We start from the raw sequence: 25,769 nt of genomic DNA on the forward strand, positions 1-25,769 counted from the left end.
CCCTTAATCAGCTCTTCCGGCCAACAACTTCCCTAGATCACTGCCTGGATGATTTCAGTGATATCCATGATCTGCAGGGCACCCTCGTCCAGTTCCAGGCTGCTGTCCGTGAAGTTGGTGATGCAGTAGGGACAGGAAGTCACCAGGACCTCGGCTCCGGCATCGACGGCTTGTCTCACGCGCAGGCCGGAGAACCTCTCCTCCTTGGGCGTTTCCATCCAGATCCTGCCTCCGCCGCCGCCGCAGCACAGACTCTTCTCGCGCGAATCGGCCATCTCGCTCAGCTCGAGACCGGGAACCTTGTTCAGAAGTTCGCGGGGTTTGTCGTAGATGCCGTTGTGGCGACCCAGGTAGCACGGATCGTGATAGGTGACTTTCTTTCCGTACTCCCCGGTGAGCTGCAGCCGCCCTTCGTTGACCAGCTCGGCGATGAATTCGGAGATGAAGACCACCTCGAAGTTCACCATGAACTCGGGATATTCGTTCTTGAAGCTGTGGTAGCAATGGGGCGAGGAGACGATAACCTTCTTCACGCCGGCATCGACGAACGCCTTGATGTTGTCCTTGGCCAGCCGCTTGAACAGCTCTTCGTTCCCCGTCTTGCGGATGCTTTCTCCGCAGCAGCTTTCCCTGGAGCCGAGGATCCCGAAATCCACGCCCGCCTTGTTCAGGACCTTGGCGGTGGCGGCGGCCACTTGTCTCATCCGCGGATCATAGCTCAGGTAGCAGCCTGTGAAGTACAGAACCTCCATGTCCTCGGTGAAGGTTTTTACGGGCAGGCCCTTGGCCCATTCCGCCCGCTTGTCGCGATCTCCGCCCAGGGAGTTGCCCTCGGAGGTGAGACTGGCCACGACATTACGAATCGGAGCGACGTGACCCGGATAGACATCGTACTCGGCGGCGAGTTTGCGCAGGGCCACTCCGGCCTCGATCTGATCCACTCCCCGGGGACAATTGGTGGGGCAGGTCCCGCAGGTGGAGCAGCGCCAGATCCCTTCGTTCTCGATCTCGGTGAGGCCGAAGGTCGCCTGGCGGATGATCTTGCGCATGCTGAACTTAGTGACCCTGTTCCACGGGCAAACGGCATCGCACCTTCCGCACTGGTAGCAGTATTTGAACGAGTCGCCGCCGTTCTCTTTGATGACCTCGATTATTTCCTTGAAGGGGGCTACGGTCTCCACGATATCACCTATCCTCTTCTCGATTTAGGGTTTCAAGGTTTTGGACAAATGCGCGACCGTATCGAGGACTTTGTCTATCCCATGCCTCTTGACCAGGGCTTCCAGGCCGATCTCCATCTCCTCCCGCTTGACCTCTTCGGTTTTCACTTCCACTTCCCGTACCGAGACGGTCAAGGCATCCACCAGGCACCATTTGACGCACAGAGGCTCCTCTTCGCCTTCACACATGTCGCATTTCAGCGGGAGGCCGGAATCGGGTTCCCTGAACAGGTCCCTGGAAGGGCAGGAGGCCCTGCAGAAGCCGCACTCGTCGTATTCCTTGCCGTTGATGGTGTACCGGTCCCTGCCGGAACATTCGGCCTCGGCATACTCCCCGGCGTACACGGGAACGTAGACATCCCTGAGCGGATCGCGGATCACGCGAACGCGCGAGCGCTCGGGGTTATTGCTGCTGTACCGCGGCGCGGCATGGAAGGCGGAGCAGATCACCTCGCAAGCCCGGCAGCCATTGCACTTGTCGACATCGATATTGATGGTTTTTACTGTTTTCGTCGTCTTCTTGTTATCTTTCAAGGTTCACGCCCTCCACTCTAGTTTTTCTCTTCTGCCGCCAAAGCTACTTCGGAAGGGGTTTCACCGCCGTCCGTCAAGATCCCCCTCTTGAGGAAATCTTCGCTCACATAACCCAAGCCCAGCGCCTCGAGGGATTCTTTGGTAGGAATGCCGTTGTTGTTCCACCCCTTGAGTTTGTAATATGAATCCAGAAGCTGCTCTTCCAGTTCGGGGAACCTTTTCTTCCAGTGGTTCTCCGGCGGCTTCTCGTCTTCTCTTCTCATCCCCCTGCCGATATTGATGGCCCTGACCAGCGTGCGGTATCTCCTGGCTGCCTGGGTCAGCTTCTCTTTATCCATTTCGATCCCGGCCCCCGCCGAGATGAATTTCGGATAGTTGTGAATGTGGTAGGGAGGCTTCAGGGGGAAGGAGGACAGCCCGGCGCACTGACCGAGGGCGTCATCGATGTAGTGCATCGTCTCCTGCCAGTCGACGATGTCACAGGACATTTCAACCGTCGGGTAGTAGGGGTTCGAGTTCTCCCCGCGGAATTCCCAGTCCAGCAGAATCTGCTTGAATTTTTCGTCGGGAACCTGGATCCAGTCCGAGACAAACGCTTCCCGCTCCTCTTTTGTGGCAAACGGCGCCTGGGGAAACTGCCCTTCGATCTGGGTGATGTTCATCTTCTCGCCGGTCGCATACATCAGGAAGTAGACGGGGTTCAGCATCGAAAGCTTCAAAGGCAGCTGCTCGTGCTTCTTGATATTGTTGTGCGCGTAGGCTTCCGCGCCGTTGCCGATCTCCTTGGCCGCCCAGTAGGTCCCCTTGGCCAGCACATCCCCGACCCCTTCGCGCCGGACGATCATGTCGAGGAGGTAGTAGAATCGGCCTTCGTTGTCTTCGGGCATCCCCGGGAAATCATCGGCAGTCAGAATGCCGTTTTCAAGCAGCTCGAGGGCAAAGGCCATGACCTGCGGAGCGGAGAATCCGTCCAGGCCGTACTCGGTGGCCTTCTGGGCGATCCTCAGACCGAAGTCCAGATCCGAATAGGCGCCCATGGTATAGGTGAGCTTGGTGAAGCATTTCATCATGTAGGTCGGCATCCCCGGCATGGAGATGGTCGCGCCGCATTTCATCGGACAGTTGAAGCAGCTGATCAGCCGGGTCCGGGCATTCTCAAGGGTCTCGGTCCACTCCTTTTCGATCTCCTCGTTCCAGAAATCCTTCCTCCGGGTGCGGGAGTTGCCCCACATGAAGTTCTCGGTATGCCACTTCTCGTCATGGACTTTCATTTCCTGCGGCGACCCGAGCCCGGCCAGAATCGGCATGACCCCCGGAATCGGGTTGTCTTCGCGGACCTTGATGTATTTCAGTACGTCGTTGCAGAGCTCCATGAACTCTTCCGGCTTCGCAACGCTAAGATCCTTCGTCCCGCGAACGACGATCGCCTTGAGCCCCTTGTCCCCCATGACGGCACCGATGCCGCCTCGGCTGGCACTTGAGCGCCCCTGCTCGATCGAAGCGTAGTAGACCCGGTTTTCCCCGGCGAGTCCGATAGCGGCCACCTGAGCCTTCGGCTCGTTCAGCTCTTTTTTGATGATCTCCGCGGTCTCGATCGACCCTTTGCCCGCAAGGTGAGAGGCATCACGGATTTCCACCTTATCATTGTGGATGTACAGATAAACCAGGTTGGGCGACTTGCCGCGGAGCACCACCTTGTCATAACCGGCATACTTCAACTCCGGCGCCCAAAAACCCCCCATCATTGAAAACGCCAACAGGCCGGTCTGAGGGGAAATCGTGGAGACGATGGTACGATTGCATCCGGTAGCGGGCGTGCCGCACAAAAGACCGGCGCCGAATATCAGAAGATTGTCAGGGGAAAAGGGCTCGACTTCAGGCGAGACCCTGTCCCAAATTATCTTGGCGTTTGTTCCCAGCCCCCCGAGATAAAGCTCGGTATCCCTCGGATCGGTTGCTACCTTCTCGATATTTCCTCGGGAGAGATCAATCTCCAAATTAAACCCAGTCTCTGCAAATCTCATGTTCTGACCCCTTTTAGCAGTTCGTCGGACCTTTTGCCCGCCAGGTGTGAAAACCACTGGGCATTGAAAAACCCCGTTGAGGCGAAATCGCTGTAATTTTGGATGCCCCGCCTAGTTGACGAATAACACTCTCTCTCCTGCCAAATGCTATTTCAAGTAAATTGGTACCACAATGCTTTTTGTGTGTCAAGCAAATATTGAGAGGGGTGTTTTGGCGTGCACCCATGCGATCTTTGGGCACTTCCCGGGATCTTATTGAAATCACTGGACCGGAGGTGCGGCTGCAACAACCGGGGGAGTGACGGAGGGAAAATGGCTTGTGTTTCAAATTATTTTTATGGTACAGGGAGGACCGGCGTACAGCAGTGATAGGCAGTGATAGGAGAAAATCTTTGATGCGACCCAAGGGGGAAGTGATCGAAAAAAAATGTGAGAAAAGCGTAAATATGGGGAGGATTGGCGACCGCCCCTATTGGATTTTCATTCTTTCCATTCCAATGAGAGCGGTACACCAGGTTGGGGCGGCTGTCTTTCTTGCGGCCTATCTTCTCGATGTCATCCCCGAGCCGCCGCCGGCATACGTTGTTGTTGCGTTTATCAGCGGCGGCCTGCTCCTTCTCGCCGAGTGGTGGAGGCATCGCCAGGTCTGCCGGGAGCTGTCGGGGGTGGTCACCCTGGCGAAAATCATCCTCCTGGGAGCCGCTTACCATGGCTTTCTGCCGCTGCAGGAAACGGTGCTGCTGGTTTTCCTCATCGCCTCGGTCGGGGCTCATGCGCCGAAGCAGGTGCGGCACAGGCTTTTGTTTTAATCCTGATGGCGTCGCAAAAAGTCCGCCCTACGGCGTTACGGCGGTTTTTCAGTACCTCGGCATACCTGATGTATGCCTTCGCCCCTGAAAAACCACACGAAATTTTTGCTTAGCCATCCTCTGAGTTTTTGCGAGCGCATCAATCCTGGTTGAGAGTTGTTTCAGGCGCGATCGCGTTAACCATGGGGGCCTTGGCGCGGGTGCGTGAAGCGCGGGTCGAGACGAATCCAGCCATTTTAGAATAGAAGAACAATATTCATCATTACGGGCCGCTTCCGGAGAAGGAGCGGCCCCTTTTTTTCGGGAATCAGCCAAGGTCGAGGGGGCTGCGCACGCCGAGGGGGTTCTTGCTGACGACATGGGTATAGATCATGGTGGTGCGCAGGTCGGCATGTCCGAGCAGGTCCTGGATGGTGCGGATATCCGTGCCGCTTTCCAGCAGGTGCGTGGCAAAGGAGTGGCGCAAGGCATGAACGGTGACCCGCTTGGCAATGGCGGCGGTTTGCGTCGCCTCGCGAAAGGTGCGCTGAAAGAGGGAGGGATGCTGATAATGACGGCGCACCATGCCGCTGCGCGGGTCTGTCGACACACCGCGTGCGGGAAAAACCCAGAACCACCCCCACTCCTTTCCGGCATTGGGATACTTGCGCTCCAACGCCTTGGGAAGATAGACCCCGTTCAGGTTCTGCTGTCGGTCGGAGTCGAAAAGTGCCCTGACCTCCACCAGGTGCGCGACCAGGTCGTTATGCAGGCTCTCCGGCAAAACCGTGCGCCGGTCCTTATCACCCTTTCCTGAACGAACGATTAGCAGCCCCCGTTCGAGGTCGAGATCCTTGACCCTGAGGTTCAGGCATTCGCTCAGTCGAAGACCGCATCCATAGGTCAGCATCGCCATCAGTCGCATGGTACTGCGCATAGCGTCAAAGACCCTTAGCACCTCCCCCTTTGACAGGACGACCGGCAGACGTTGCCGTTTTTTGGCCCGAACGGCATCGATCGCCTCCCCGGTGTCAATGTCAAGCACATGCCGGTACATGAGATGGCGTTCAGCGCCTGGTTTTGAGTGGCCGCCGCGACATCACGATCGACGGCCAGATGCGACAAGTAGCGACGCATATCGTCGAAGGACAACTCCTGCGGCGGCTTCGCACCGAGGAAGGATTGAAACTGGCGGAGCCAGCCGAGGTAAGTCTTCTCAGTGTTCAGGGCCATCTGCTTGACGCGGAGGACATCTCGGGTTTTGTCGAGGACCGACGTCCAGGCATCGTGATCGGCATTGGCGGGGGTTGAGGTGGGAAGGACGCGAGTGAGAAAGAAATCGAAACGTCTCAGAGCCTGCTCGGCCTGCTTTACCTGCCACGGTTCGCGGGACTTTTCGAGATTGGACAGAAACAGGCGTGTTTGTTCGTAAGACAGGCGTTCGGTCGGAGGGAGTCGAAGAAAACTATAGCAATCTTTAACCCAGCGGATATAATGCGGAAGATGCTTCGGACTCAATGACTTGTCGGTAGACAACTCCACTTGGAATTCGTTCAGCATAATTACCCCCCGTTCTTATGTTGACACGCCGCATAAGTATACCGTACGCGGATTATAGTTGCAAAAACCTGTGTTGCATAGGGCAATTTGCCCATTTGTTGAGCATTTTGGATGCAAAATTCAGGAAAACATCGCGGATTAAAAAATTGACTGCGCAAGTCGCATAATTAAATGGTTAAGCCTCAAAGATTGGGAAAGAAGATGATTAAGAAGTTCAAGAAGTTTATGAAATATTTCATCAACCTAGAACAGTCCGCCTTGGAACCACTTAAGGAAGAAGATTATAGAAGAATTTTCCTTGAAATAGATGAAACTGTGGCAAAAGAGGCATTTGAGAAGGCATGGGCAATCCGAAATTTTGAAATCGAAATGTATTGGAAGAGGGCGACGTATTTTTGGGCATTCATAGCAAGTACCTTTGTCGGGTATTTTGCTCTTATTAGTTCAGAGCACTACAGCAAATCTGATAAATTTGGGCATGTAGAAGTTTATTTCCTGATTTGTATTGGTTTTTGCTTGTCAGTCGCCTGGATACTTACAAATAAAGGCAGCAAGGCATGGCAAAGAAATTGGGAAGCTCACGTTGACTTGCTTGAAGATAAATTTACCGGCCCTCTGTATAAAATAGTAAACCCTGAAATTACATACTCAGTTTCGAAAATAAATGAGATTGTTAGTTTTGTATTCGCTATTATATGGTTTCTTCTCGGTTTAAAATTTATGGTCCAGCAGGATCTCATTAATTTTACGAATTGGCATGTAAACTGGTTTGTTCTTTTTTCGACTCTTGGAGTTCTCCTAGCGATAGTTTCCATGGTGTTTGGTTATGGCAGAGGTAGATTCACGGAAAGATCTGTGATAATGCACAAACGAAAAGTAATCTATGAGAATAAAGAATCAAATGAAGGCTTAACCAGCGCATCCACCGGACAGGGAGATGGCAGTGGTCCCCGAAAGCTGCCTACTTGATTGTTGGTCGGTGCTCTGCCGGTGATGCTATCCGTTGGGCATAACAAGGAAATCATATGACTGAGCTCTCCACAACAATGGCAAAACTTTCAGGCATCCAAAAAGCTGTAGAATCTGTCATGAATGAAAATGTTAGTCGCGCCAGGGGAAGAGGTGAAGTTCTAACTCGAGCAAATTTTCAACCAGACCTGGTAGAACACTACTTCACACAAGCAGCAGCGCTAGTTGATAAATTAAAAAAACTATTGCCAGGTTTATATGGGGATTTTCAAACCATAAACACAGAGCCTGAGACTGAAATGGCCCCTAGCGGTCCAGAACAAAAAGTTGTATGGCATTATTCTCGCCGTCAGACTGAAAAATTAGTTCGAGATATTGAGCAAATATTTGAGTTACGCGCTAATAGTGAATTGGAACAACCAAAGATAGAATCACAGCGAAGAGTTTTTATTTCACATGGCCAGTCAGATGAATGGCGAAAGGTTCAGCCTTTTATTGAAAAAGACGTGAAACTACAAACCATTGAGCTGGCGCAAGAACCAAACGCTGGACGTACTATTATTGAAAAACTTATCGATAACTCAATCCGTTGCGATAGTGCCGTTATTGTAATGACGGGAGATGACTTTACCAAAGAAGAAGAGGCTCGAGTCAGAGAAAACGTCATGCATGAAATTGGCTTTTTTCAAGGCTCTTACGGCAGGAAGAAAGTTATATTACTCCATGAAGAAGGAGTGAATATACCTTCCAATTTATCTGGGGTAGCATATATCCCATTTCCAAAAGACAATATAGAAGCTGGGTTTCATGTTCTACAACGAGAGCTAAAGGCTATTTACAATTTATGAAGCCCAATACATCGCCCAACCCATATTTCAAGCGGACAGGTCAACAGCGGTGCTTCCCGAGCAATTCTCTGATACTCAAAGGTCTCTGCGCTGCCGCTTAAATAAATCCGTTAAATGTGAAAAAAATGAATGAAAATGAATGAAAGTCTATACCAAGCCTTCGTTCTAATTGTCGTCATCCCAACGGTGCTGTCCTTGATCGTTGGATTGGCGAATTATGTATCAATGAAAATCATGTTTTTCAAAGACAAACAAATTAAGGGGTGGGACAAGTGGCCCGCCCTCCTGATGGGAATGGAGGTTGAATATGCCAGGGATATTGTTGGCGCCAACCCAAACTCAAAATATGCAAAATCACTTAAAAGAGCGAAGGTCTGCGGCATTGTTTTCACGGTAGGTTTTTTAAGCCTTATCGCTCTTGGAATATCTTCAATTTTTCTATTTGAATAAGCACATTTAACCAGGCGCTGAGCCGGATGGTTGCCACAGTGCAGGTTCACGAAAAATGTCTACTTGATTGTGTCAGCCTGTCCGAGTTCCGGGGACAGTATATTAAATTATTGACATTCACGCCCGATTTGCCTAACTTCTCCGTCATGGCCAGAATCGCTCGCGTCATTGCTCCAGGTTTCCCCCATCACGTTACCCAGCGCGGCAACCGCCGGCAGGAAACTTTTTTCTGTGACGAGGACTACCAGGCCTATCTCGATCTGATGGCGGAATGGTGCAGGAAATGCCGGGTCGATATCTGGGCGTGGTGTCTGATGCCTAACCACGTTCACCTGATCGCCGTCCCGCAGAGTGAAGAAGGGCTCGCCCGCGCTATCGGTGAGGCCCATCGGCGCTATACTCGCCGAATCAACTTCCGGGAGGGTTGGCGGGGGCACCTGTGGCAAGAACGATTCGCTTCTTTTCCGATGGACGAAACCCATCTGCTCGCGGCGGCTCGCTACGTCGAACTCAATCCTGTCCAAGCTGGGTTGGCAAAAAGTCCGGAGGAGTACCGCTGGAGTAGCGCCCGCGCCCACATTGAGGGTAAAGACGATACGTTGGTGAAGGTTACTCCACTTCTGGAGATTGCGGGCGACTGGCGGCCGTTTTTGGACGTCCCGAAGGACGTTGATGCTGACCGACTGCGGCAGCATGAACGCAGTGGCCGACCGCTGGGCAAGGAATCTTTCGTGGAGCGTTTGGAAACGGAATTGAGCCGCACCCTTCGCCCGCAGAAACCCGGCCCGAAAAGAAAGCAGGCTGAATAGTTCCGTATACTGTCCCCGTAACCAAGCAGGCAATGGTTCTGTATACTGTCCCCGTAACTCTGGCACTGTCCCCGTAACTCTGGCAAGGGAATAGCAGAGAGGTGGGCGCCCCCATCGGGGTGGTCACCCCTGGCGTAGCTTTTGATTTAACACCCTCGCGGATCAAAGGTCTCATGTTGGCCGGATCGCGTCGCCCCCCCCGGCACGCATTCCTGTGGCCGGGGGGAGTCTGCGGATCAGGCGGATATCACTCCTCCAGGGCGCGGGGGAAGAGAATGTTGTTTTCCAGGTGAATGTGCTGGTGAAGCGACTCTTCCAGCCAGGCAAGGCCCTGCCAGAGCGCCCGCCAGGAGTTGCAGGCCTCCTCTGGGACCTGGTAGCCATTGGTCAGTTCCCTCAGCCGCTTCAGCGCCGCCCCCGCCAATTCATGCTCCTCCTCCATCATCGCGATAGGGCCGTCGGCCATCATTCCCTGCCCCTGCCGGATCATCGGGAAAAGGATCTCCTCTTCCTTGCCCATGTGGTCTTCCAGGTCGGCCTTCAGGCCGGCATAGACGGAGACCAGCTCGCTGAGCATCTCCGGCTGCTTGTCCCGGTGGACTTCGAGGACCCTCCGGGACAGGGCTTCCAGGCGCGGCAGCTCCTCATCGAGCGGCCGGTGATAGGCGGCCAGGATGTGGATGATCAGATCCCCCAGAGGAGCATGGTCCCAGCGCTCTGCCGAGGCGGTTTTTTGAGCCGTTTCCCGGCCGATCTCTTCCAGGATTTCGTCCGCGTTCAGGTCCTGTTCCCGGCAGACTTCACGGAGCGGTCTGCCGCCTCCGCAACAGAAGTCGATGCCGTGCCGGGCAAAGACCTTGGTGGCGAGGGGATATTCCGCGGCGAGCCGGCCAATATTTATTTCGGGATGGAGAGTTATGAGTCTGCTCCTTTCATCTTTGCGGGGGGACATCTTTTGAGAGACCGCCCACGGTCTCCGATGCAACCTGATGAAAGAGTAGCAGGGAAGGGGAGCTCCCCGCCTTGATGCAGGTCAAGGGGGCTTGAATCACTTGCTGAGCAGCCGGATCCCCTCATCCAGACCTTCAAGGGTCAAGGGGAACATACGTCCGCCCATGATCTGCCGCACCATCCCGATCGATTGAGTATAAGGCCACAACTCCTGCGGAACGGGGTTGAACCAGACAGCGTGTTTATACGCTTCGAGAAGGCGCTGTCCCCAGACATATCCCGCCTCCTTGTTGTAGTGCTCGACGCTCCCGCCCATCTCGGTGATTTCATAGGGGCTCATGGACGCATCGCCGACGAAGATCAGCTTGTAGTCGGGCCCATAGGTGTGGATCACGTCCCAGAGGTCGTTGCGCACGGCGCGAAAACGCTGGTTGTCCCGCCAGAGGCTTTCGTAGACGAAGTTGTGGAAATAAAAATGTTCAAGGTATTTGAATTCACTGCGGGCGGCGGAAAAGAGTTCCTCGCAGATTTTGATGTGATCGTCCATGGAGCCGCCGACGTCGAGGAAAAGCAGCACCTTGATTTTGTTGTGGAGCTGGGGAACCATTTTGAGGTCTAGATAGCCGGCATTCCGGGCGGTCGAGCGGATGGTGCCGGGCAGATCCAGAACATCGGGCGCCCCTTCGCGGGCGAAGTGCCTCAACCGGCGCAGGGCGACCTTGATGTTGCGGGTGCCCAGTTCCACAGAACCATCGAGGTTTTTGAACTCGCGGCGGTCCCAGACCTTGACTGCGCGGCGGTGCCGGGAGCGGTCCTGACCGATGCGTACCCCTTCAGGATTGTAGCCGTAGGCGCCGAAAGGCGAGCGGCCGCCGGTGCCGATCCACTTGCTCCCCCCCTGGTGGCGTTCTTTCTGTTCGGCAAGGCGCTTCTTCAGGGTCTCCATCAGTTTTTCGAACCCGCCAAGGGCCTCGATCTGGTTTTTCTCCTCTTCGGTCAGGACCAGTTCCGAAAGCCGGCGCAGCCACTCCTCGGGGATGTGCGCCTTGAGTTCTTCGTCGATCTCGGTCACCCCCTTGAAGTAGTGGGCGAAGACCCGGTCGAACTTGTCGAAATGGCTCTCATCCTTGACCAGGCAGAGGCGTGCCAGGTAATAGAAGTCCTCGACGCGTCCCCAGGCGACCTGTTTGTCCATCGCTTCCATCAGGCTCAGGTACTCCCGGATGGTTACGGGGACCTTGGCCTGTCGCAGCTGCATGAAGAAATCGACCAGCATGCTCAGCCCCTGCGGCCGCGGCCGGCCATGCCGACCAACCGGTCGAAAAGATGCAGGTCCTGCTCGTTTTTCAGCAAAGCCCCGTGCAGGGGGGGGATCGATCGACGGTCGCCGTGAAGAGCCTCGGCGGGGATGTCTTCGGCGACCAGAAGCTTGAGCCAGTCGAGCAGTTCGGAGGTAGAGGGCTTCTTCTTCAATCCGGCCACATCACGCAAGTCGAAAAAGGTTTCGAGGGCTCCCTTGAGAAGGGATTTTTTGATTCCGGGATAATGGACCTCGACGATCTGCTCCATCGTGGCGGCATCCGGAAAGCGGATGTAATGGAAGAAGCAGCGGCGCAAAAAGGCGTCCGGGAGTTCCTTCTCATTGTTGCTGGTGATGATGATCACCGGCCGGTGCCTGGCGGTTACCAGCTGCCGGGTTTCGTAGACGTAGAACTCCATGCGGTCGAGTTCCTGAAGCAGGTCGTTGGGGAACTCGATGTCCGCCTTGTCGATCTCGTCGATCAGCAGGACAGCCTTCTTCTCCGACTCGAAGGCCTCCCACATCTTTCCCTTGATGATGTAGTTGGAAACGTCCTGGACGCGCTCGTCACCGAGTTGAGAGTCCCGCAGGCGCGATACGGCATCGTATTCATAGAGGCCCTGGCAGGCCTTGGTGGTCGATTTGACATGCCATTGAAACAGGGGCATGCCGAGCCCCCGGGCCACTTCCTCGGCCAGCATGGTCTTGCCCGTTCCCGGTTCCCCCTTGATGAGCAGGGGCCGGCCCAGGGTGACCGCGGCGTTTACCGCAAGGTTCAAATCCTCGGTTGCTATGTAAGAGTCCGTTCCTGTAAATCGCATTTCTGAATACCTTTCCATGTGTTTGTGTTTTCTGATGGCTTACAGCTTACAGCTTACAGCTTACAGCTTACAGCTTACAGCTTCCGGTTTCCGGCTTCGGCAGGAAGGCCGCGAGGAGTATGGCGAGGCCGGTCAGCGCCGCCGAGGCGAGAAAACTTGTGGTAAATGTTCCGCTCGCATCGGCGATGACACCGGCTGTGGCGGGTCCGATCGTCTGGCCGATGGCGAAGAAAAAGGTGATGAGGGAAAATGCCGCCGCGGCCCGGGACAGCCCCAGGTAGTCGCCGACGGCCGCCGCCATGATGGTCGGAATCGAAAAGACCGCCAGGCCGTAAAGAGCCACCGAAAAGATCAGGGCGAGGGCGCCCAGTCCGGATCCGGCCAGCAGGTAGGCGGCTGTCTGAATCCCGAACACCACCATCAACCCTCTTTTGCGGCCGATGCGGTCGGAGAGCGCACCGAATATTACCCCTGAGAAGAGGGCGAAAAATCCCACCCATGACCAGTACATGCCCGCCTTGGTCTCGGAAAAGCCGAATTCGGCCACCATCGTGGTCACGATGAATGTGCCGTAAATCATGTAGGTGGCTCCGAATATCAGATAAAGCACGCCGAGTCCCAGCAGAGTCCGTGCGCTCCCCGGCGGGGTACGCGGCATCATCGCCGCCGGCGGCAGAGACGACTTGCGCCCCAGGGGCTCAAGGCCCAGGTCTTCGGGGTCGTTGCTGATCAGGAGCGCCACTGCAATTGCGCATCCCAACGCGATCAGCCCGATGATCAGCCAACCGACACGCCACGCCTCGAGGCTCATCGCCGGGCCGAGCCGGGGGATGAGATAACCCGAAACAATGATGCCCAGTGCGCTCCCCATGACCATCAAGCCGGCAGCCCGCCCCCGTCGTTCCGGCCGAAACCAGTGGGATACCAGGACCATAATGGGGATGTTGGCGAATCCACTCCCCAGGCCGATGCAGGCATACAGAATCCAGACCGTGGCAAACCCCTGACTGTAGCAGATGCCGAGCATGCAAACGGCGATCAGCAGCAGGGCGGAAACGATCAGGACGCTGGGGCGAAGCCGCCGGAGGAGCAGAGGGGTCAAAGCGACGGAGATCAGATACCCGGCAAAATTACCCGTGCTGATGTAGCCCATCTGGTCGTAGCCGAGGGAGAGCCCCGAGCGCATCCCTGGCAACAGCATGCCGAAGGCGAAGCGGGCCAGGCCAAGGCACGCAAACAGAGTCAGTACGCCGGTAAAGACGATCACCCAACCGTAGTGAAATGGAAGCCGCGCCGAGAGCCCGATCCCTGGTGATGCTCTCAAATCTGAAGGTTTTTCCATGGAAACAAGTGGGACCCTTTCTCGCGATGCGGTCCGAGACATCCCTCATTTCAAGGAAATCTTGACCGAAAACATGAAATGTGGTACTACAATACTTAATTGGGCGGAGCATGTAAAGGGTGTCGATGATTTTTCTGCAATCGGATGTTGCAAGAGAAGTCCGCTCCATCGGTAAAACATAAATGCAGACAAAAGTGGAGGAGACGTGAAAAATTTTTTGAATTTCGAAGGGCGGTCTGCCGTGGTTACCGGCGGCGCGCGCGGCATCGGAGCGGCAATTGCCCAGGCCTTGATCGAAAACGGCGCTAAGGTACATGTCTTTGATGTGGCTCCGGGAGAACAGGCCGATCATGCTTTGCACCAGTTCCACAAGGTCGACATTGCCGACTCCTCGAGTGTTGACGCGGCCGTCGCCAGTCTGCCGGAGGACGTTACGCTGCTGGTCAATAACGCCGGCATTACGCGCGATCGCAGCATCGTCAAGATGAGTGACGACGAATGGCAGTCGGTGCTCTCGGTGAACCTGACCGGAGCATTCAACGTCGTGCGCGCCCTGGCGCCGACGATGCGGGAGGCCGGGTACGGAAGGATCGTCAATATTACCTCGATCAACGGCATCCGCGGCAAGTTCGGCCAGGCCAATTACAGCGCAGCCAAGGCGGGGCTGATCGGGCTGACCAAGACCCTGGCGAGGGAACTCGGACCCAGGGGGGTGACCGTCAATGCCGTGGCCCCCGGCATGGTGATGACCGAAATGGCCAAGGCGCTCCCGGAAGAGTTTCTTGCCAAGGCCAGAGCCGAGAGCGTATTGCCTGAACTGGCGCTCCCCGAAGACATCGCCAATGCTGTATTGTTCCTGCTTTCCGATGGGGCGCGTATGATCACCGGGGAAGTGATTCGGGTCGATGCCGGCCAGTACATCTGAGCATCGACCGCCGATAGACTACCGTCTGTTGCACTCTGATGTCGGGGTCAGGGCTTGCCTCCGCGGCCTCCAGGAGAAAAACGACTTCCGAGGGCTTGTAATTACGCCACAATTAAGGTATTCTGGTACCGAGTTACCAATGAAGGTTGATGAGGGCTGATGAATATCCAAAAGACAGACCAGGTTTCTATCCGCGATGCGATACCCGCCGACCTCGACGAGGTGATCGCTCTGGATGAGGTGGTTACCAGGGAGAGAAAGACGGCTTATTGGAGCGGGGTCTTCGACCGCTACGTCAATGGTGGGAGAAAAGATCGATATTTTCTGGTCGCCGAAGCCGGGGGCACGATCGCCGGCTTCATCGTCGGGGAGGTCCGCGCCTGGGAGTTCGGCTCGGCGCCTTGCGGCTGGGTGTTCGCGGTGGAGGTTTCACCGAAGAGGCGCGAGTTGGGTATAGGCCAGCGAATGTTCGAGGAGATGTGCGCGCGTCTGAAACAGGCCGGCGTCACCACGGTGAGGACGATGATGGATCGTGATGATAAACTGACGTTATCGTTCTTTCGTACGCAGGGTCTGCGCACCGGCCGGTATATCGAACTGGAGAAACAGATCGAATGATGGCGTAGCCATCTGACCATCTGAGTGCATCGTACTTAACCTGCCAATCTTCCGAGGAATCTTGCTATGAAGCTGCAAAAGGCGAGTCTCTTTGCCCTCTATGCCGTTCTTGAGCTGAGCAGTGATCCCGACCGGCAACTCTCCACCACCGACATCGCTGAAAGATACGGGATCTCCCCCCACCATCTCGCAAAGGTGATGCGTAATCTGGTCCACGCCGGGCTGGTGCAGGCAGTGCGAGGAGTCGGCGGCGGTTATCGGTTTGCAGGCATCGTCAATCGAACGACGCTGCTCGATGTCATCGAGCTGTTCGAATCCCTGGAGTCGGAGCTCGATATGCCGACGACGGGGAGTCAGGACGGCGCACCCGTGGTGGAAGAGCTGCAGAGCATCGCCAATGAGATCGACGACCTTACCAAGGCGGTGCTGGACACGATCACGCTGGAAACCGCTCTCAACAACACTCGGCGCCGCGCCAGGCAGGAGGCGCGGGGCTGAGAGACTGCCCGTCTGACGACCTAAATAGCCTCAATCATTGAATATTTTAAAAATAATACCAAAGGGGTCACTTTTTTGCTTGACCAAATTATAGTATTAAGGTACGATTATACCATAAAAATCGAAGAAAAGAGGAGGCCGGTGGCCGCCTCGCGGTTATAATTATAATAATAGGTACGGACTGTCGACACTCACGTCGACCATAACTATAGGGGAGAGCTACTGATTATGAGTGCTGATTCCGTCAAAGAGATCGTCGATTTCTGTCAGGGAATCTTCGAGGACCTCGATTTCACAAAGGCGCGTGAATGGAAGGACGCCGAGCCCGGGCGCAAGGTGATCGGTTACATGCCGGTGTATGTCCCGCGCGAGATTATTCACGCCGCCGGCATGCTGCCCCTGGGTATCCTGGGCGGCGGAGCCGACCTGGAGGTGATCCACGGTGACGCCTTTTACCAGAGCTACATCTGCCGCATTCCGCGCTCTACCGTCGAGCTGGCGATTACCGGCAAGCTCGACTTCGTAGACGGGATGATGTTCCCCTCCATCTGCGACGTCATGCGCAACCTCTCCGGTATCTGGCAGCTGCTGTTCAAGGACAAGTACGTGCGCTACTTCGATGTGCCCCAGAACTTCAAGGATGAGGTCGGCGGGGTCTTCTACGCCAACGAACTTCGGGAGCTCAAGGAAGGTCTCGAGAAACTGGGCGGCCGCGAAATCACCGAAGAGGCTCTGCGCCACTCCGTGGAGGTGTACAACGAGAACCGCCAGTGGGTGAACAAGGTCTATGACTACCGGTCCGCAACCCCCTGGAAGGCTCCGTCGGTGGAGGTCTACCTGCTGATGCGCGCGGGGATGGTGCTGCCGCCCGAGGAACATACCCAGTTGATGAAGGACTATCTGGCCGCCGCCGACAGAGAGGACCGGCCGATGCGCGACAACTGCCGCATCGCCTTGACCGGAGCCTTCTGCGAGCAGCCGCCGCTCAACCTGATCAAGTCACTGGAGCTTTCGGGCTGCTACATCGTCGATGACGACTTCATGCTGGTCACCCGCTGGCTGCTGGAGGATGTGCCCACCGACGGTGATCCCATCGAGAATCTCTCGAAGGCGTTTTTGCACCACAGCGCCGAGACGGCGGCAAAGTTCGAGGACACCGTCGAAGGCAAGGGGAGCTATCTGCTGGAGACCATCCGCAAGCGCCGCGCCGACGGCGTCATCTTCGCCGCCCCGAGTTTCTGCGATCCGGCGCTGCTGGACCAGCCGATGCTTGTCAGCCGTCTCGAGGCACACAAGATCCCCTATATCACCATGCAGTATGCCGAGAACTCGGGACAGATGCAGCCGATTCGCGAACAATCCGGCACCTTTGCCGATTCCATCAAACTATGGAGTGTAGCATGAGCCAACAAGACGTCATAAAATCTCGTTCGATGCTCTTACAGAAAGAGATGATCGCCCGCAACTACGACAAGATCACCAGCGGAGAGGTCAAGGTTTCGTCGACATTCGTTCCGGGCAACCTCAACGAACTTCTCATGTGCTTCGATATCGCCAACAACCTGCCGGAGATCAACGCCATCCAGAACGCCATGCGCAAGAAGTCGGGCGAGATGATCATGGAGGCCGAGCGCAGCGGTCACTCGGAGGATGTGTGCACCTACGTCAAGGCGGACATCGGCATGATGGCCAAGGGGAACATCGCCCCCAACGGCAAGCCCTTCCCCGATCCTGACGTGCTGCTTCTGTCCTACACCGGGTGCTTCACCTTCCTGAAGTGGTTTGAACTCCTGCGCGAGCAGTACAAGTGTCCTACGGTGATGCTGCAGGTTCCCTATTCCGCCGATGGGCAGCCGACGAAGAACCATCGCGACTACATCGTCAAGCAGCTCAAGGAAGAAGTCATTCCGACCCTGGAGAAGATCTCGGGGATCAAGTTCGACATCGACCGCCTGAGGGAGTATCTGCGCAAATCGGCCAAGGCCGAGGACGACCTGGTCTGGATGCTTGAGCAGTCCAAGCGTAAGCCCTCTCCCATCGACTGCTACTTCGGCGGTGTATACTATATGGGACCGATCTTCACGGCTTTTCGCGGTACAGACGAGGCTATCACGTACTATCAGATGCTGCGCGAAGAGATCCAGGAGCGCATCGACAAGGGTCTTGGCGTGCAAACCCCGGAAGGGGAGATGGGCGAGGAGAAATATCGCCTGGTGGTCGAAGGTCCCCCCAACTGGACCTCGTTCCGCGAATTCTGGAAGATGTTCCACGAGGCGGGGGCGGTGGTCGTCGCCAGCTCCTACACGAAGGTCGGCGGAGTCTACGATTACGACAACTTCCGTCACGACCCCGACCATCCGCTGGAGAGCCTGGCTGACTACTGCCTGGGCGTCTACACCAACCGGAACCTGCCGACGCGAGTCGATATGCTGGCGCGCAATATCAAGGAGTACGAGGCCGACGGCCTGCTCATCAATTCCATCAAGAGCTGCAACAGCTTTTCCGCCGGACAGCTGGTACTGATGCGCGAAGTCGAGAAGCTCACCGGCAAGCCGGGCGCCTTTGTCGAGACCGACCTGGTGGATCCGCGTTACTTCTCCGCGGCCAACGTCAAGAACCGTCTGGAGAGCTATTTCCAGATGATCGATCAGAAGCGCCGGGCCGGTGGTTCAGCCACCACCCTCGCTTAAGGGAGAGAGCCTCATGCGTACATTTATCGGAATAGACCTGGGATCAACCACCACCAAGGCGGTTCTCATGGATGAGAATCAAGCCGTCCTCGGCCGGGGTATCACCAACTCCCGCTCCAATTATGACGTGGCCGCGGCGGTGTGTAAGCAGGAAGCCAAGATCGGCGCCCGCTTCACGCTTTTCAAGAATGCGCTCGGCTCCGGCGGCGGCGCCGAGATCCTGCTCGAAGACCTCGAGCGCAACTTTCGCCTTGAGCAGTTTCTCTCCGAACTCAACCAGCTCGAGCAGACCTGCGAGAACTACCTTGACCATCCGCGCTTCAAGGACATGAAAAGCGCCCTCAGAGAAGCCCTTGGCGCGGTATTCCGGCAGATCGAAACCGAAGCGCCCGCGATCTACGCCCCCGAGGCCGACCGCAAGTCGGACTTCTTTCGCGACATCGCCGGCTCGCGCTTCATGGACATCGCCGAGCGCATCGGGCGTGAGTCCGGGATCAGCTTCGAGTCCCTGCTCAACATCTACGACAAGTCGATCATCGACGTCGAGAGCCTGGTGCACTCCGACGAGGTCGTCTCCCGCCAACTTATGAACGGGCTCTCTCGCGCGCTCAAGGAGCTTGAGGGTGTCGAGGTCAGCGAAGCCGACGCCCAGGCGGCACTCAAAAAAGTGATCGATCTCGAACTCGAGGAAACCTACGTCGTCGGCACCGGCTACGGCCGGGTGCGACTGCCGTTTCCCAAGGAACACATCCGCTCCGAGATCCTCTGCCACGGGTTAGGGGCCCATATGATGTTCCCGGGCACCCGTACCGTGCTCGACATCGGCGGCCAGGATACCAAGGGCATTCAGGTCGACGAAAACGGCATCGTCGTCAACTTTCAGATGAATGACCGCTGCGCCGCCGGTTGCGGCCGCTATCTCGGCTACATCGCCGACGAGATGAAAATCGGCCTGCACGAGCTCGGCCCCATAGCCATGAAGGCCACCAAGACTACTCGCATCAACTCCACATGCACCGTGTTCGCCGGCGCCGAGCTGCGCGACCGGCTCGCGCTGGGCGAGAACCGCGCCGATATTCTGGCCGGGCTGCACCGCGCAATCATGCTGCGCGCCATGTCGATCCTCTCCCGCAGCGGCGGGGTTACCGATCAGTTCACTTTCACCGGCGGGGTAGCAAAAAACGAATCCGCTGTCAATGAGCTTCGTAAGCTGATCCGGGAGAACTACGGCGAGCTCACCATCAACATCAGCGACGAATCGATCTACACCGGCGCCCTCGGTGGAGCAGCTTTCGCGTACCGGGCGGTTTAACGCCTGAGCACAGCCACCGAAGGCGATGTGGAAAGATGTTCAATCCCAGGCTTTGACTAGCACCTTGCAGGCTAAAAGGAGAAAGTTCATGACCCTATCCATCGGCATCGACGTCGGCAGCGGCGTCATCAAGACCGCACTCTTTCGAGAAGAAGAGGGGAACAGCGAATGGCTGGCCCGCTACGATGCCCGCATCCGTCAGCGCGACGCCTATCAGCTCGTCGAAGAATCCATTGACGAGGTCACAAGGCAGGCCGGACTCAAGCGCGGCGACATCCACTACATCGCCACCACCGGCGAGGGCGAGAACGTCAAGAGCGCTACCGGGCACTTCTACTCCATGACCACCCACGCCCGCGGCGCACTCTACCTCAACCCCGAGGCCCGGGCCGTGCTCGACATCGGCGCTCTGAACGGCCGAGCCATCAACATGGACGAGAGAGGCAAGGTGCTCAACTACCGCATGACCAGCCAGTGCGCCTCGGGCTCCGGACAATTCCTCGAGAACATCGCCCGCTATCTGGGGATCTCTCAGGATGAGATCGGTGAGCTCTCGCAGCAATCGACCAACCCCGAGCCGGTCAGCAGCATTTGCGCCGTCCTGGCCGAAACCGACGTCATCAACATGGTCTCGCGTTCGATACCGCCCAGCGACATCCTGCGCGGCATCCACGAATCGATGGCCGACCGCCTTGCCAAGCTGCTCAAGGCCATCGGCGCCCAAGGGGTGGTGATGATGACCGGAGGACTGGCGCTCGACACCGGCCTGGTCAAAGCCATGCAGGACAGTCTGGCCAAGCACAAAATGGCGGCTACCATTGCCTCCCACCCGGATTCTCTGTTCGCCGGCGCCATCGGCGCGGCCCTGTGGGGAGGCTTCCGGTATGAGAAGTTGAAGGAGCGCGGCCTGCTGCCGAAAGCGTCTTAACCCTCTCGCCCGACCAGAACGGAGAAAAAGCAATGCCAGAGATTACGATTCGATCACTCCGTCCCGATGATTTTGACCGGGTTGCCGAAATTGAAAGCCGGATAACCGGCCGTCCGAGAAAAGTCTTTCTGGAAAAACGCCTCGCCATGGCCACGGGAACGCCGGAGTACTTCATTGCGTGTGCGGCGGTGGAAGGCGAAAAACTGATGGGATACGGCATCGCCCGGCTCTATGAAGGAGACTTCGGCAATCCCTCCGCGGTCGCGGTTCTTGATACCGTCGGGGTGGATCCTGACGCACAGGGAAGGGGGATCGGCAAGGCCATCCTGTCCGGAATTGAACAGCGGATGAAAAGGAAGAACATTCATACCCTGAGAACTCAGGCCGTCTGGAGTAATCAGAGGGTGACCGGTTTCTTTTCTTCCGCCGGCTTGAAGCTGGCGCCCATTCAGATTATCGAGCGCGACACTTCACCGCTGAGAGAGAAGATAGCTGAAGTGAAATCAGTGAAAATGGACGGCATGTGGCGGGTCCACCGAGGGACGGGAAACGATTATGAGAGTCTGAGCAGGGACCGCATGGTGATCCGCTCCCTCAAGGAGAACGACCTTTCGGCCGTTGTCCGCATCGATGAAAAACTCATCGGCTTTGACCGTTCGGCGTATTACGGCGCCAAGTTCCAGGAAATGCTGACTGAATCAGGAATCCGCGTATCGCTGGTAGCCGAGGATGACGGAATGGTCTCCGGGTTCATCATGGCGCGGGTCGATTTCGGTGAATTCGGCAAGGTCGAAAAAGCTGCGGTGATCGACGCGATAGGCGTCCATCCCGCTTACTGGGGGACCGGCATCGGACATGCCCTTCTGTCCCAACTGTTGGTCAACCTCGCGACACTTCAAGTCGAAACCGTGAGTACATTGGTCCGGTGGGAGGATTTCGTCCTTCAACGGTTTCTGCTGGCGTGCGGGTTCGGACCGTCACAACGGCTTGTTCTAAGCAAAAACATCGATTGATTTCCCAGATATCTTCTGAATTTTTTGGTGGGGTATCGTCCTTCAGGCTCGGGAGAACAAACAGCCTCCGGTGAATTTTACCTTGACAGAAAAATGGTATTGTGGTACTTATTTACTCCCGAGAGCGGCTGGGCAGTGGGATGCCGAGCTTGACTCCGCTGCAAAAAAAACAGTGTTTGAAAGCGCAAAATACTATATAAAAAACAGAGCGCATTGGAGGCTGCAGATGCAATTCGGACTGACCGACGAACAGAAGATGATGCAGGAAATGGCCAAGGATTTCGCCCAGAAGGAAATCCTCCCCACCCTCAAGGAGGATGAGGCCAATCATAATTACCGCCCCGAGCGGGTCAAGAAGATGGCCGATCTGGGCTTTTTCGGCTGCGCCCTGCCCGAGGAGTACGGCGGCAACGGCTTCGGTTTCCTCGAGTCGGTCCTTCTGGCCGAGCAGATCGCCAAGGTCAGCGGCTCCTGGCGTCTGCCCTTCAACATGCAGAACATCGGGCCCGCCTGCACGGTCAACAAGTTCGGCACCGAGGAGCAGAAGCGCCGCTTCATTCCCGACTGGATCAGCGCCGACTCCTTCGGCTTCTTCGCCATCACCGAGCCCAACTCCGGCTCCGACGTGGCCGGCATGAGGACCACGGCGACCGATTGCGGCGACCACTGGGAACTCAACGGCCAGAAGATGTGGATCTCCAATGCCCATGTCGGCGACTGGGGGCTGGTCTACGCCTATACGGACAAGAGCCAGAAGTACAAGGGGATGACCTGCTTCATCGTCAACCTCAAGGACAACGAGGGGATCGCCACCGCCCCGATCCATACCAAGCTCGGACTGCACTGCGCCCCCACGGGGGAGATCGCCTTCAACCATGCCCGGATCCCCAAGGATTCGGTTTTGGGCGAGATCGGCCAGGGTTTCCAGATCTGCATGTGGCAGCTCAACAACACCCGCATCAGCTGCTCGGCCGGGGCCCTCGGCATCGCCGGCGGCGCCATTGAGGCCGCCATCGGCTACGCCAACGAGCGGACCCAGTTCGGCAAGAAGATCGGCTCCTTCCAGATGGTTCAGGCCCAGATCGCCGAGATGGTCGCCGAGCACGAGGCGGCCCAGCTTCTCGTCTACCGGGCCGCCTGGCTCAAGGATCAGGGGCTGCCCAACCAGCACCAGACCTCGATGGCCAAGCTCTTCGCCTCCGAGGCCGCCGTGCACGCCGCCAGCGAAACGATGAAGATCTTCGGCAGCTACGGCTACAGCACCGAGTATCCGGCCGAGCGCTTCCTGCGCGATGCCCACTCCCTGCGGGTCGTCGAAGGGACCAGCAACATCCAGAAGACCATCATCGCCGGCTTCAGCCTCGGGGACGTGCCCAACCGCTGAGGTCTCGCAAGGGTAATTTTACAGGGATAAAGGGGATGAAGGGGATAGTAAGAACCAAGTGCTCGAGATTTAAGCTTTATCCCTTTTATCCCCTTCATCCCTGTTTGCATGGTTTTCATGACGAACTTGTCAACGCATAGGAGTAGAGGAAATGGCCATCGACTGGTCCAAGGTTTTTGAAGTTTTCGGCAGCGGCGTGATCGGCGTCTTCACGGTCATGTTCCTGCTGATGCTCCTGACCCAGCTCAGCACCAAGATCATCGACCTGATCGAAAAAAACTGGAACAAGGATGAGCAGCCGGAACCGAAGTCGCAAGCCGCGCTAGCCAAAGAAAAGCCCTGAGGGAGCCCCCATGTTCGACATACTCAACGACCTTATTTTTTCAAGCGGCCTGCTCAGTCTGACCGGAGGGAACCTGGTCATGTGGCTGGTCGCCTTCGTTCTGCTCTATCTGGCCATCAAAAAGCAGTACGAACCGCTGCTGCTTTTGCCGATCGCCTTCGGGATCCTGGTGGTCAACCTGCCGCTCACCTTCCTGATGGAGCCCGAACACGGGCTGATCTGGTTCTTCTACCGCTACGGCATCGAACTCGACATCATCCCGCCGCTGATCTTCCTGGGGCTCGGGGCGATGATCGACTTCGGCCCCCTGATCGCCAACCCCAAGACGCTGCTGCTCGGCGCCGGTGCCCAGGTCGGCCTCTACGTCACTTTCTTCGCCGCCATCCTCTTCGGCTTCGACCTGAAGGAGGCCGGCTCCATCGCCATCATCGGCGGAGCCGACGGCCCCACCACCATCTATCTGACGTCCAAGCTCGCTCCGCAGCTGCTCGGCGCCACGGCGGTCTCGGCGTACGCCTACATGGCCCTGGTCCCGATCATTCAGCCGCCGATGATGAAGCTGCTCACCACCGGCGATGAGCGCAAGATCGTCATGGGCAAGATGCGTCCGGTCAGCAGGCTGCAGAAGATCTGCTTCCCCATCATCACCGCCATGACCATCATGCTGGTGGTGCCGCCCGCGGCGCCGCTGATCTCCATGCTCATGCTGGGCAACCTGTTCAAGGAGTCGGGCGTGGTCGAGCGCCTCACCAAGGCCTCCTCCAACGAGCTGATGAACATCGTCACCATCTTCCTCGGGCTCTCCGTGGGGGCCACGATGACCGCCTCGACCTTCCTCGATCCCAAGGTGCTGTTCATCTTCTTCCTGGGGCTGTTCGCCTTCGTCGTCAGCACCGCCTCGGGGCTGCTCATGGCCCGGATCATGAACCTGTTCCTCAAGGAGAAGATCAACCCGCTCATCGGCGCCGCCGGCGTCTCCGCCGTGCCGATGGCGGCGCGCTGCGTGCACAAGGTCGGCTCCGAGGCCAACCGGCGCAACTACCTACTCATGCACGCCATGGGCCCCAACGTCGCCGGCGTCATCGGCACCGTGGTGGCCGCGGCCATCCTGCTGAAGAACCTGGGGTGAAATTCGAAGCAAAGTCATTCACCGCAAAGGCGCAGAGGACGCAAAGAAAAGCTCTATTCGATTGCGGTTTTTTCTATGCGAGCTTTGCGCCTTGAGTGAGCGAAAGCGAACGGGCGGTGGAAAAGAATTTTCGCAATGCAAAACTTCATTCATATGATAATTTCTTTCAATCGATTCTTTCAAACAGGAGATGCGCCATGGCAGAGCTGATTTCACCGATCGCAGGAAACGTCTGGAAAATCCATGTGGCCGTCGGCGACAAGGTCGAGATGGACGATGAAGTGATCATCCTCGAGGCCCTGAAGATGGAAACCCCCATCTTCAGCGACGACAGCGGCACCATCACCGAACTGCGGGTCAAGGAAGGCGACGCGGTCAATGAAGGAGATGTCCTCGCCATCATTGGCTGATACCCGGTAGCGACATGCGTGACCCATTATTCCGCTGCACCAGATGCTTCCGCCCCGCCATTATCACGGGATAACCATTCACCCTCGCCAGGACAGTCATGAATTCTGAAAACAACATGGATCTTCAGCAGAAGAACGCAAGTCTCGTCACTGCCCTGGCACGAGGGCTTGAGATGTTGAGCTGCTTCCATGCCGGCGATCGTTTCCTCGGCAACAATCAGCTTGCCGAACGAACCGGCCTGCCGAAGTCGACCGTATCCAGACTGACCTATACCCTCACTGAAATGGGATACTTGCACTATTCGCCGAGTCTCAATAAATATCGTCTGGGGACGGCCGTTCTCAGTCTCAGCTATTCCCTGCTGGGGCAGATGGATGTTCGCCGCATCGCCCGCCCATTGATGCAGGCCCTGGCCGAACATACCCAGGCTGCCGTCAACTTCGGCGTCCGGGACCGGTTGAGCATGGTTTACATAGATACCTATCGTAACGCCTCGACCTATTCGGTACAGCTGGACGTCGGCTCCCAGATTTCGATTGCGACCTCTTCCATGGGCAGGGCCTACCTGGCCGCCATTCCCGAGGAGGAGAGAGCGGCGTTAATGGAGCAGATCCGTGAGAGCGACGTGCAGAACTGGCCCCAGGTCAAGGAGGGGATCGATCGGGCAGTTGCCGAATACCACGAAAAGGGGTATTGCCTCTCCCTGGGAGACTGGCGCAAAGAGGTTCACGCCATCGCCGTGCCACTGGTTCCCGAAGACGGGGCGGAAGTCATGGTCTTCAGTTGCAGCGGCGCTTCCTTCCAGCTGCGGCAGCAGGTCATGGAGGAGGATATCGGGCCGAGGCTGCTCAATCTGGTCGGGAATGTCAGAACGGCTCTCAGTCACATATAAAAATCGGTGA

General features: G+C 56.7%; 27 protein-coding genes. 18 read left to right on the top strand and 9 right to left on the bottom strand.

Going from position 1 to position 25,769, the window contains the following annotated elements; genetic code table 11:
- Nucleotides 1–32: 32 nt before the first annotated feature.
- From DTF_RS0111295 to DTF_RS0111305, 3 genes are read right to left on the bottom strand one after another with little or no spacing between them, the layout of a single operon-like run.
- Nucleotides 33–1,181, bottom strand: coding sequence for a (Fe-S)-binding protein (locus tag DTF_RS0111295; protein WP_027715406.1), 1,149 nt, complete (start codon nucleotides 1,179–1,181; stop codon nucleotides 33–35).
- Between the two features lie 24 nt (nucleotides 1,182–1,205).
- Nucleotides 1,206–1,754, bottom strand: coding sequence for a hypothetical protein (locus DTF_RS0111300; RefSeq protein WP_027715407.1), 549 nt, complete (start codon nucleotides 1,752–1,754; stop codon nucleotides 1,206–1,208).
- Between the two features lie 17 nt (nucleotides 1,755–1,771).
- The gene (locus tag DTF_RS0111305; RefSeq protein WP_027715408.1) at nucleotides 1,772–3,778 is read right to left on the bottom strand and encodes an aldehyde ferredoxin oxidoreductase N-terminal domain-containing protein; all 2,007 of its coding nucleotides are present in this window, start codon (nucleotides 3,776–3,778) and stop codon (nucleotides 1,772–1,774) included.
- A gap of 395 nt (nucleotides 3,779–4,173) precedes the next feature.
- Between DTF_RS0111305 and DTF_RS0111310 the strand changes: the two genes are divergently transcribed.
- Complete coding sequence (locus DTF_RS0111310; RefSeq protein WP_035056913.1) at nucleotides 4,174–4,587, top strand: hypothetical protein; 414 nt, start codon at nucleotides 4,174–4,176, stop codon at nucleotides 4,585–4,587.
- Nucleotides 4,588–4,894: 307 nt separating this feature from the next.
- On the opposite strand, the gene DTF_RS26565 is transcribed toward DTF_RS0111310, so the two are convergent.
- Both DTF_RS26565 and DTF_RS27780 read right to left on the bottom strand, forming a co-directional pair.
- Nucleotides 4,895–5,623, bottom strand: coding sequence for an integron integrase (locus DTF_RS26565; protein WP_155890795.1), 729 nt, complete (start codon nucleotides 5,621–5,623; stop codon nucleotides 4,895–4,897).
- A complete protein-coding gene (locus DTF_RS27780; protein WP_155890796.1) occupies nucleotides 5,518–6,126 on the bottom strand; it encodes a site-specific integrase in 609 nt (202 codons plus the stop codon). Before DTF_RS27780 ends, DTF_RS26565 begins: the two co-directional genes overlap by 106 nt.
- A gap of 201 nt (nucleotides 6,127–6,327) precedes the next feature.
- Between DTF_RS27780 and DTF_RS23190 the strand changes: the two genes are divergently transcribed.
- From DTF_RS23190 to DTF_RS0111335, 4 genes are all read left to right on the top strand, one after another.
- A complete protein-coding gene (locus tag DTF_RS23190) occupies nucleotides 6,328–7,095 on the top strand; it encodes a hypothetical protein (RefSeq protein ID WP_193352699.1) in 768 nt (255 codons plus the stop codon).
- Between the two features lie 56 nt (nucleotides 7,096–7,151).
- Nucleotides 7,152–7,943, top strand: a complete 792-nt coding sequence (locus DTF_RS0111325; protein WP_027715410.1) for a TIR domain-containing protein — start codon at nucleotides 7,152–7,154, stop codon at nucleotides 7,941–7,943.
- A gap of 129 nt (nucleotides 7,944–8,072) precedes the next feature.
- Nucleotides 8,073–8,393 (top strand): hypothetical protein, encoded by a 321-nt coding sequence (locus tag DTF_RS0111330; protein ID WP_155890797.1) that lies wholly within the window; start codon nucleotides 8,073–8,075, stop codon nucleotides 8,391–8,393.
- A gap of 146 nt (nucleotides 8,394–8,539) precedes the next feature.
- Nucleotides 8,540–9,202 carry a transposase gene (locus DTF_RS0111335; RefSeq protein ID WP_027715412.1) on the top strand — a complete coding sequence of 221 codons (663 nt, stop codon included), beginning with the start codon at nucleotides 8,540–8,542 and terminating at the stop codon, nucleotides 9,200–9,202.
- A gap of 247 nt (nucleotides 9,203–9,449) precedes the next feature.
- Here DTF_RS0111335 and ric read toward each other — a convergent pair whose 3' ends face one another.
- The 4 genes from ric to DTF_RS0111355 all read right to left on the bottom strand — a co-directional run bounded on the left by ric (nucleotide 9,450) and on the right by DTF_RS0111355 (nucleotide 13,598).
- The gene (gene ric, locus DTF_RS0111340) at nucleotides 9,450–10,154 is read right to left on the bottom strand and encodes an iron-sulfur cluster repair di-iron protein (RefSeq protein ID WP_051361241.1); all 705 of its coding nucleotides are present in this window, start codon (nucleotides 10,152–10,154) and stop codon (nucleotides 9,450–9,452) included.
- Between the two features lie 96 nt (nucleotides 10,155–10,250).
- Nucleotides 10,251–11,429, bottom strand: a complete 1,179-nt coding sequence (locus DTF_RS0111345; RefSeq protein WP_027715414.1) for a VWA domain-containing protein — start codon at nucleotides 11,427–11,429, stop codon at nucleotides 10,251–10,253.
- 2 nt (nucleotides 11,430–11,431) lie between these two features.
- Nucleotides 11,432–12,274 carry a MoxR family ATPase gene (locus DTF_RS0111350; RefSeq protein WP_027715415.1) on the bottom strand — a complete coding sequence of 281 codons (843 nt, stop codon included), beginning with the start codon at nucleotides 12,272–12,274 and terminating at the stop codon, nucleotides 11,432–11,434.
- A gap of 67 nt (nucleotides 12,275–12,341) precedes the next feature.
- Nucleotides 12,342–13,598, bottom strand: a complete 1,257-nt coding sequence (locus tag DTF_RS0111355) for an MFS transporter (protein WP_304412874.1) — start codon at nucleotides 13,596–13,598, stop codon at nucleotides 12,342–12,344.
- Nucleotides 13,599–13,821: 223 nt separating this feature from the next.
- Here DTF_RS0111355 and fabG point away from each other — a divergent pair, with 223 nt between their 5' ends.
- From fabG to DTF_RS0111420, 13 genes are all read left to right on the top strand, one after another.
- Nucleotides 13,822–14,541 carry a 3-oxoacyl-ACP reductase FabG gene (gene fabG, locus DTF_RS0111360; RefSeq protein ID WP_051361242.1) on the top strand — a complete coding sequence of 240 codons (720 nt, stop codon included), beginning with the start codon at nucleotides 13,822–13,824 and terminating at the stop codon, nucleotides 14,539–14,541.
- 159 nt (nucleotides 14,542–14,700) lie between these two features.
- Nucleotides 14,701–15,159 carry a GNAT family N-acetyltransferase gene (locus DTF_RS0111365; RefSeq protein ID WP_035056920.1) on the top strand — a complete coding sequence of 153 codons (459 nt, stop codon included), beginning with the start codon at nucleotides 14,701–14,703 and terminating at the stop codon, nucleotides 15,157–15,159.
- 66 nt (nucleotides 15,160–15,225) lie between these two features.
- The gene (locus tag DTF_RS0111370; protein ID WP_027715419.1) at nucleotides 15,226–15,657 is read left to right on the top strand and encodes an Rrf2 family transcriptional regulator; all 432 of its coding nucleotides are present in this window, start codon (nucleotides 15,226–15,228) and stop codon (nucleotides 15,655–15,657) included.
- A gap of 228 nt (nucleotides 15,658–15,885) precedes the next feature.
- Entirely contained in the window at nucleotides 15,886–17,061 is a 1,176-nt protein-coding gene (bcrC, locus tag DTF_RS0111375) for a benzoyl-CoA reductase subunit C (RefSeq protein ID WP_035056923.1), read from the top strand.
- Nucleotides 17,058–18,347 carry a benzoyl-CoA reductase subunit B gene (bcrB, locus tag DTF_RS0111380; protein WP_027715421.1) on the top strand — a complete coding sequence of 430 codons (1,290 nt, stop codon included), beginning with the start codon at nucleotides 17,058–17,060 and terminating at the stop codon, nucleotides 18,345–18,347. Before bcrC ends, bcrB begins: the two co-directional genes overlap by 4 nt.
- Before the next feature lie 13 nt (nucleotides 18,348–18,360).
- Nucleotides 18,361–19,659, top strand: a complete 1,299-nt coding sequence (gene bcrA, locus DTF_RS0111385) for a benzoyl-CoA reductase subunit A (protein ID WP_027715422.1) — start codon at nucleotides 18,361–18,363, stop codon at nucleotides 19,657–19,659.
- Nucleotides 19,660–19,747: 88 nt separating this feature from the next.
- Nucleotides 19,748–20,587 carry a benzoyl-CoA reductase subunit D gene (bcrD, locus tag DTF_RS0111390; protein WP_027715423.1) on the top strand — a complete coding sequence of 280 codons (840 nt, stop codon included), beginning with the start codon at nucleotides 19,748–19,750 and terminating at the stop codon, nucleotides 20,585–20,587.
- Between the two features lie 32 nt (nucleotides 20,588–20,619).
- Nucleotides 20,620–21,600 (top strand): GNAT family N-acetyltransferase, encoded by a 981-nt coding sequence (locus tag DTF_RS26120; RefSeq protein WP_027715424.1) that lies wholly within the window; start codon nucleotides 20,620–20,622, stop codon nucleotides 21,598–21,600.
- Nucleotides 21,601–21,826: 226 nt separating this feature from the next.
- On the top strand, nucleotides 21,827–22,984 hold the full coding sequence (locus DTF_RS0111400; RefSeq protein ID WP_027715425.1) for an acyl-CoA dehydrogenase family protein: 1,158 nt from the start codon (nucleotides 21,827–21,829) through the stop codon (nucleotides 22,982–22,984).
- 151 nt (nucleotides 22,985–23,135) lie between these two features.
- Entirely contained in the window at nucleotides 23,136–23,327 is a 192-nt protein-coding gene (locus DTF_RS0111405; protein WP_027715426.1) for a hypothetical protein, read from the top strand.
- Between the two features lie 10 nt (nucleotides 23,328–23,337).
- Complete coding sequence (locus tag DTF_RS0111410; protein WP_027715427.1) at nucleotides 23,338–24,456, top strand: sodium ion-translocating decarboxylase subunit beta; 1,119 nt, start codon at nucleotides 23,338–23,340, stop codon at nucleotides 24,454–24,456.
- Nucleotides 24,457–24,653: 197 nt separating this feature from the next.
- Entirely contained in the window at nucleotides 24,654–24,866 is a 213-nt protein-coding gene (locus DTF_RS0111415; RefSeq protein WP_027715428.1) for an acetyl-CoA carboxylase biotin carboxyl carrier protein subunit, read from the top strand.
- Between the two features lie 98 nt (nucleotides 24,867–24,964).
- Nucleotides 24,965–25,759: an IclR family transcriptional regulator gene (locus tag DTF_RS0111420; protein ID WP_027715429.1), complete on the top strand. Its 795-nt coding sequence runs from the start codon at nucleotides 24,965–24,967 to the stop codon at nucleotides 25,757–25,759.
- Nucleotides 25,760–25,769: the final 10 nt, after the last annotated feature.

Origin of the sequence: Desulfuromonas sp. TF (genome assembly GCF_000472285.1) — a bacterium.
Taxonomy (GTDB): domain Bacteria; phylum Desulfobacterota; class Desulfuromonadia; order Desulfuromonadales; family ATBO01; genus ATBO01.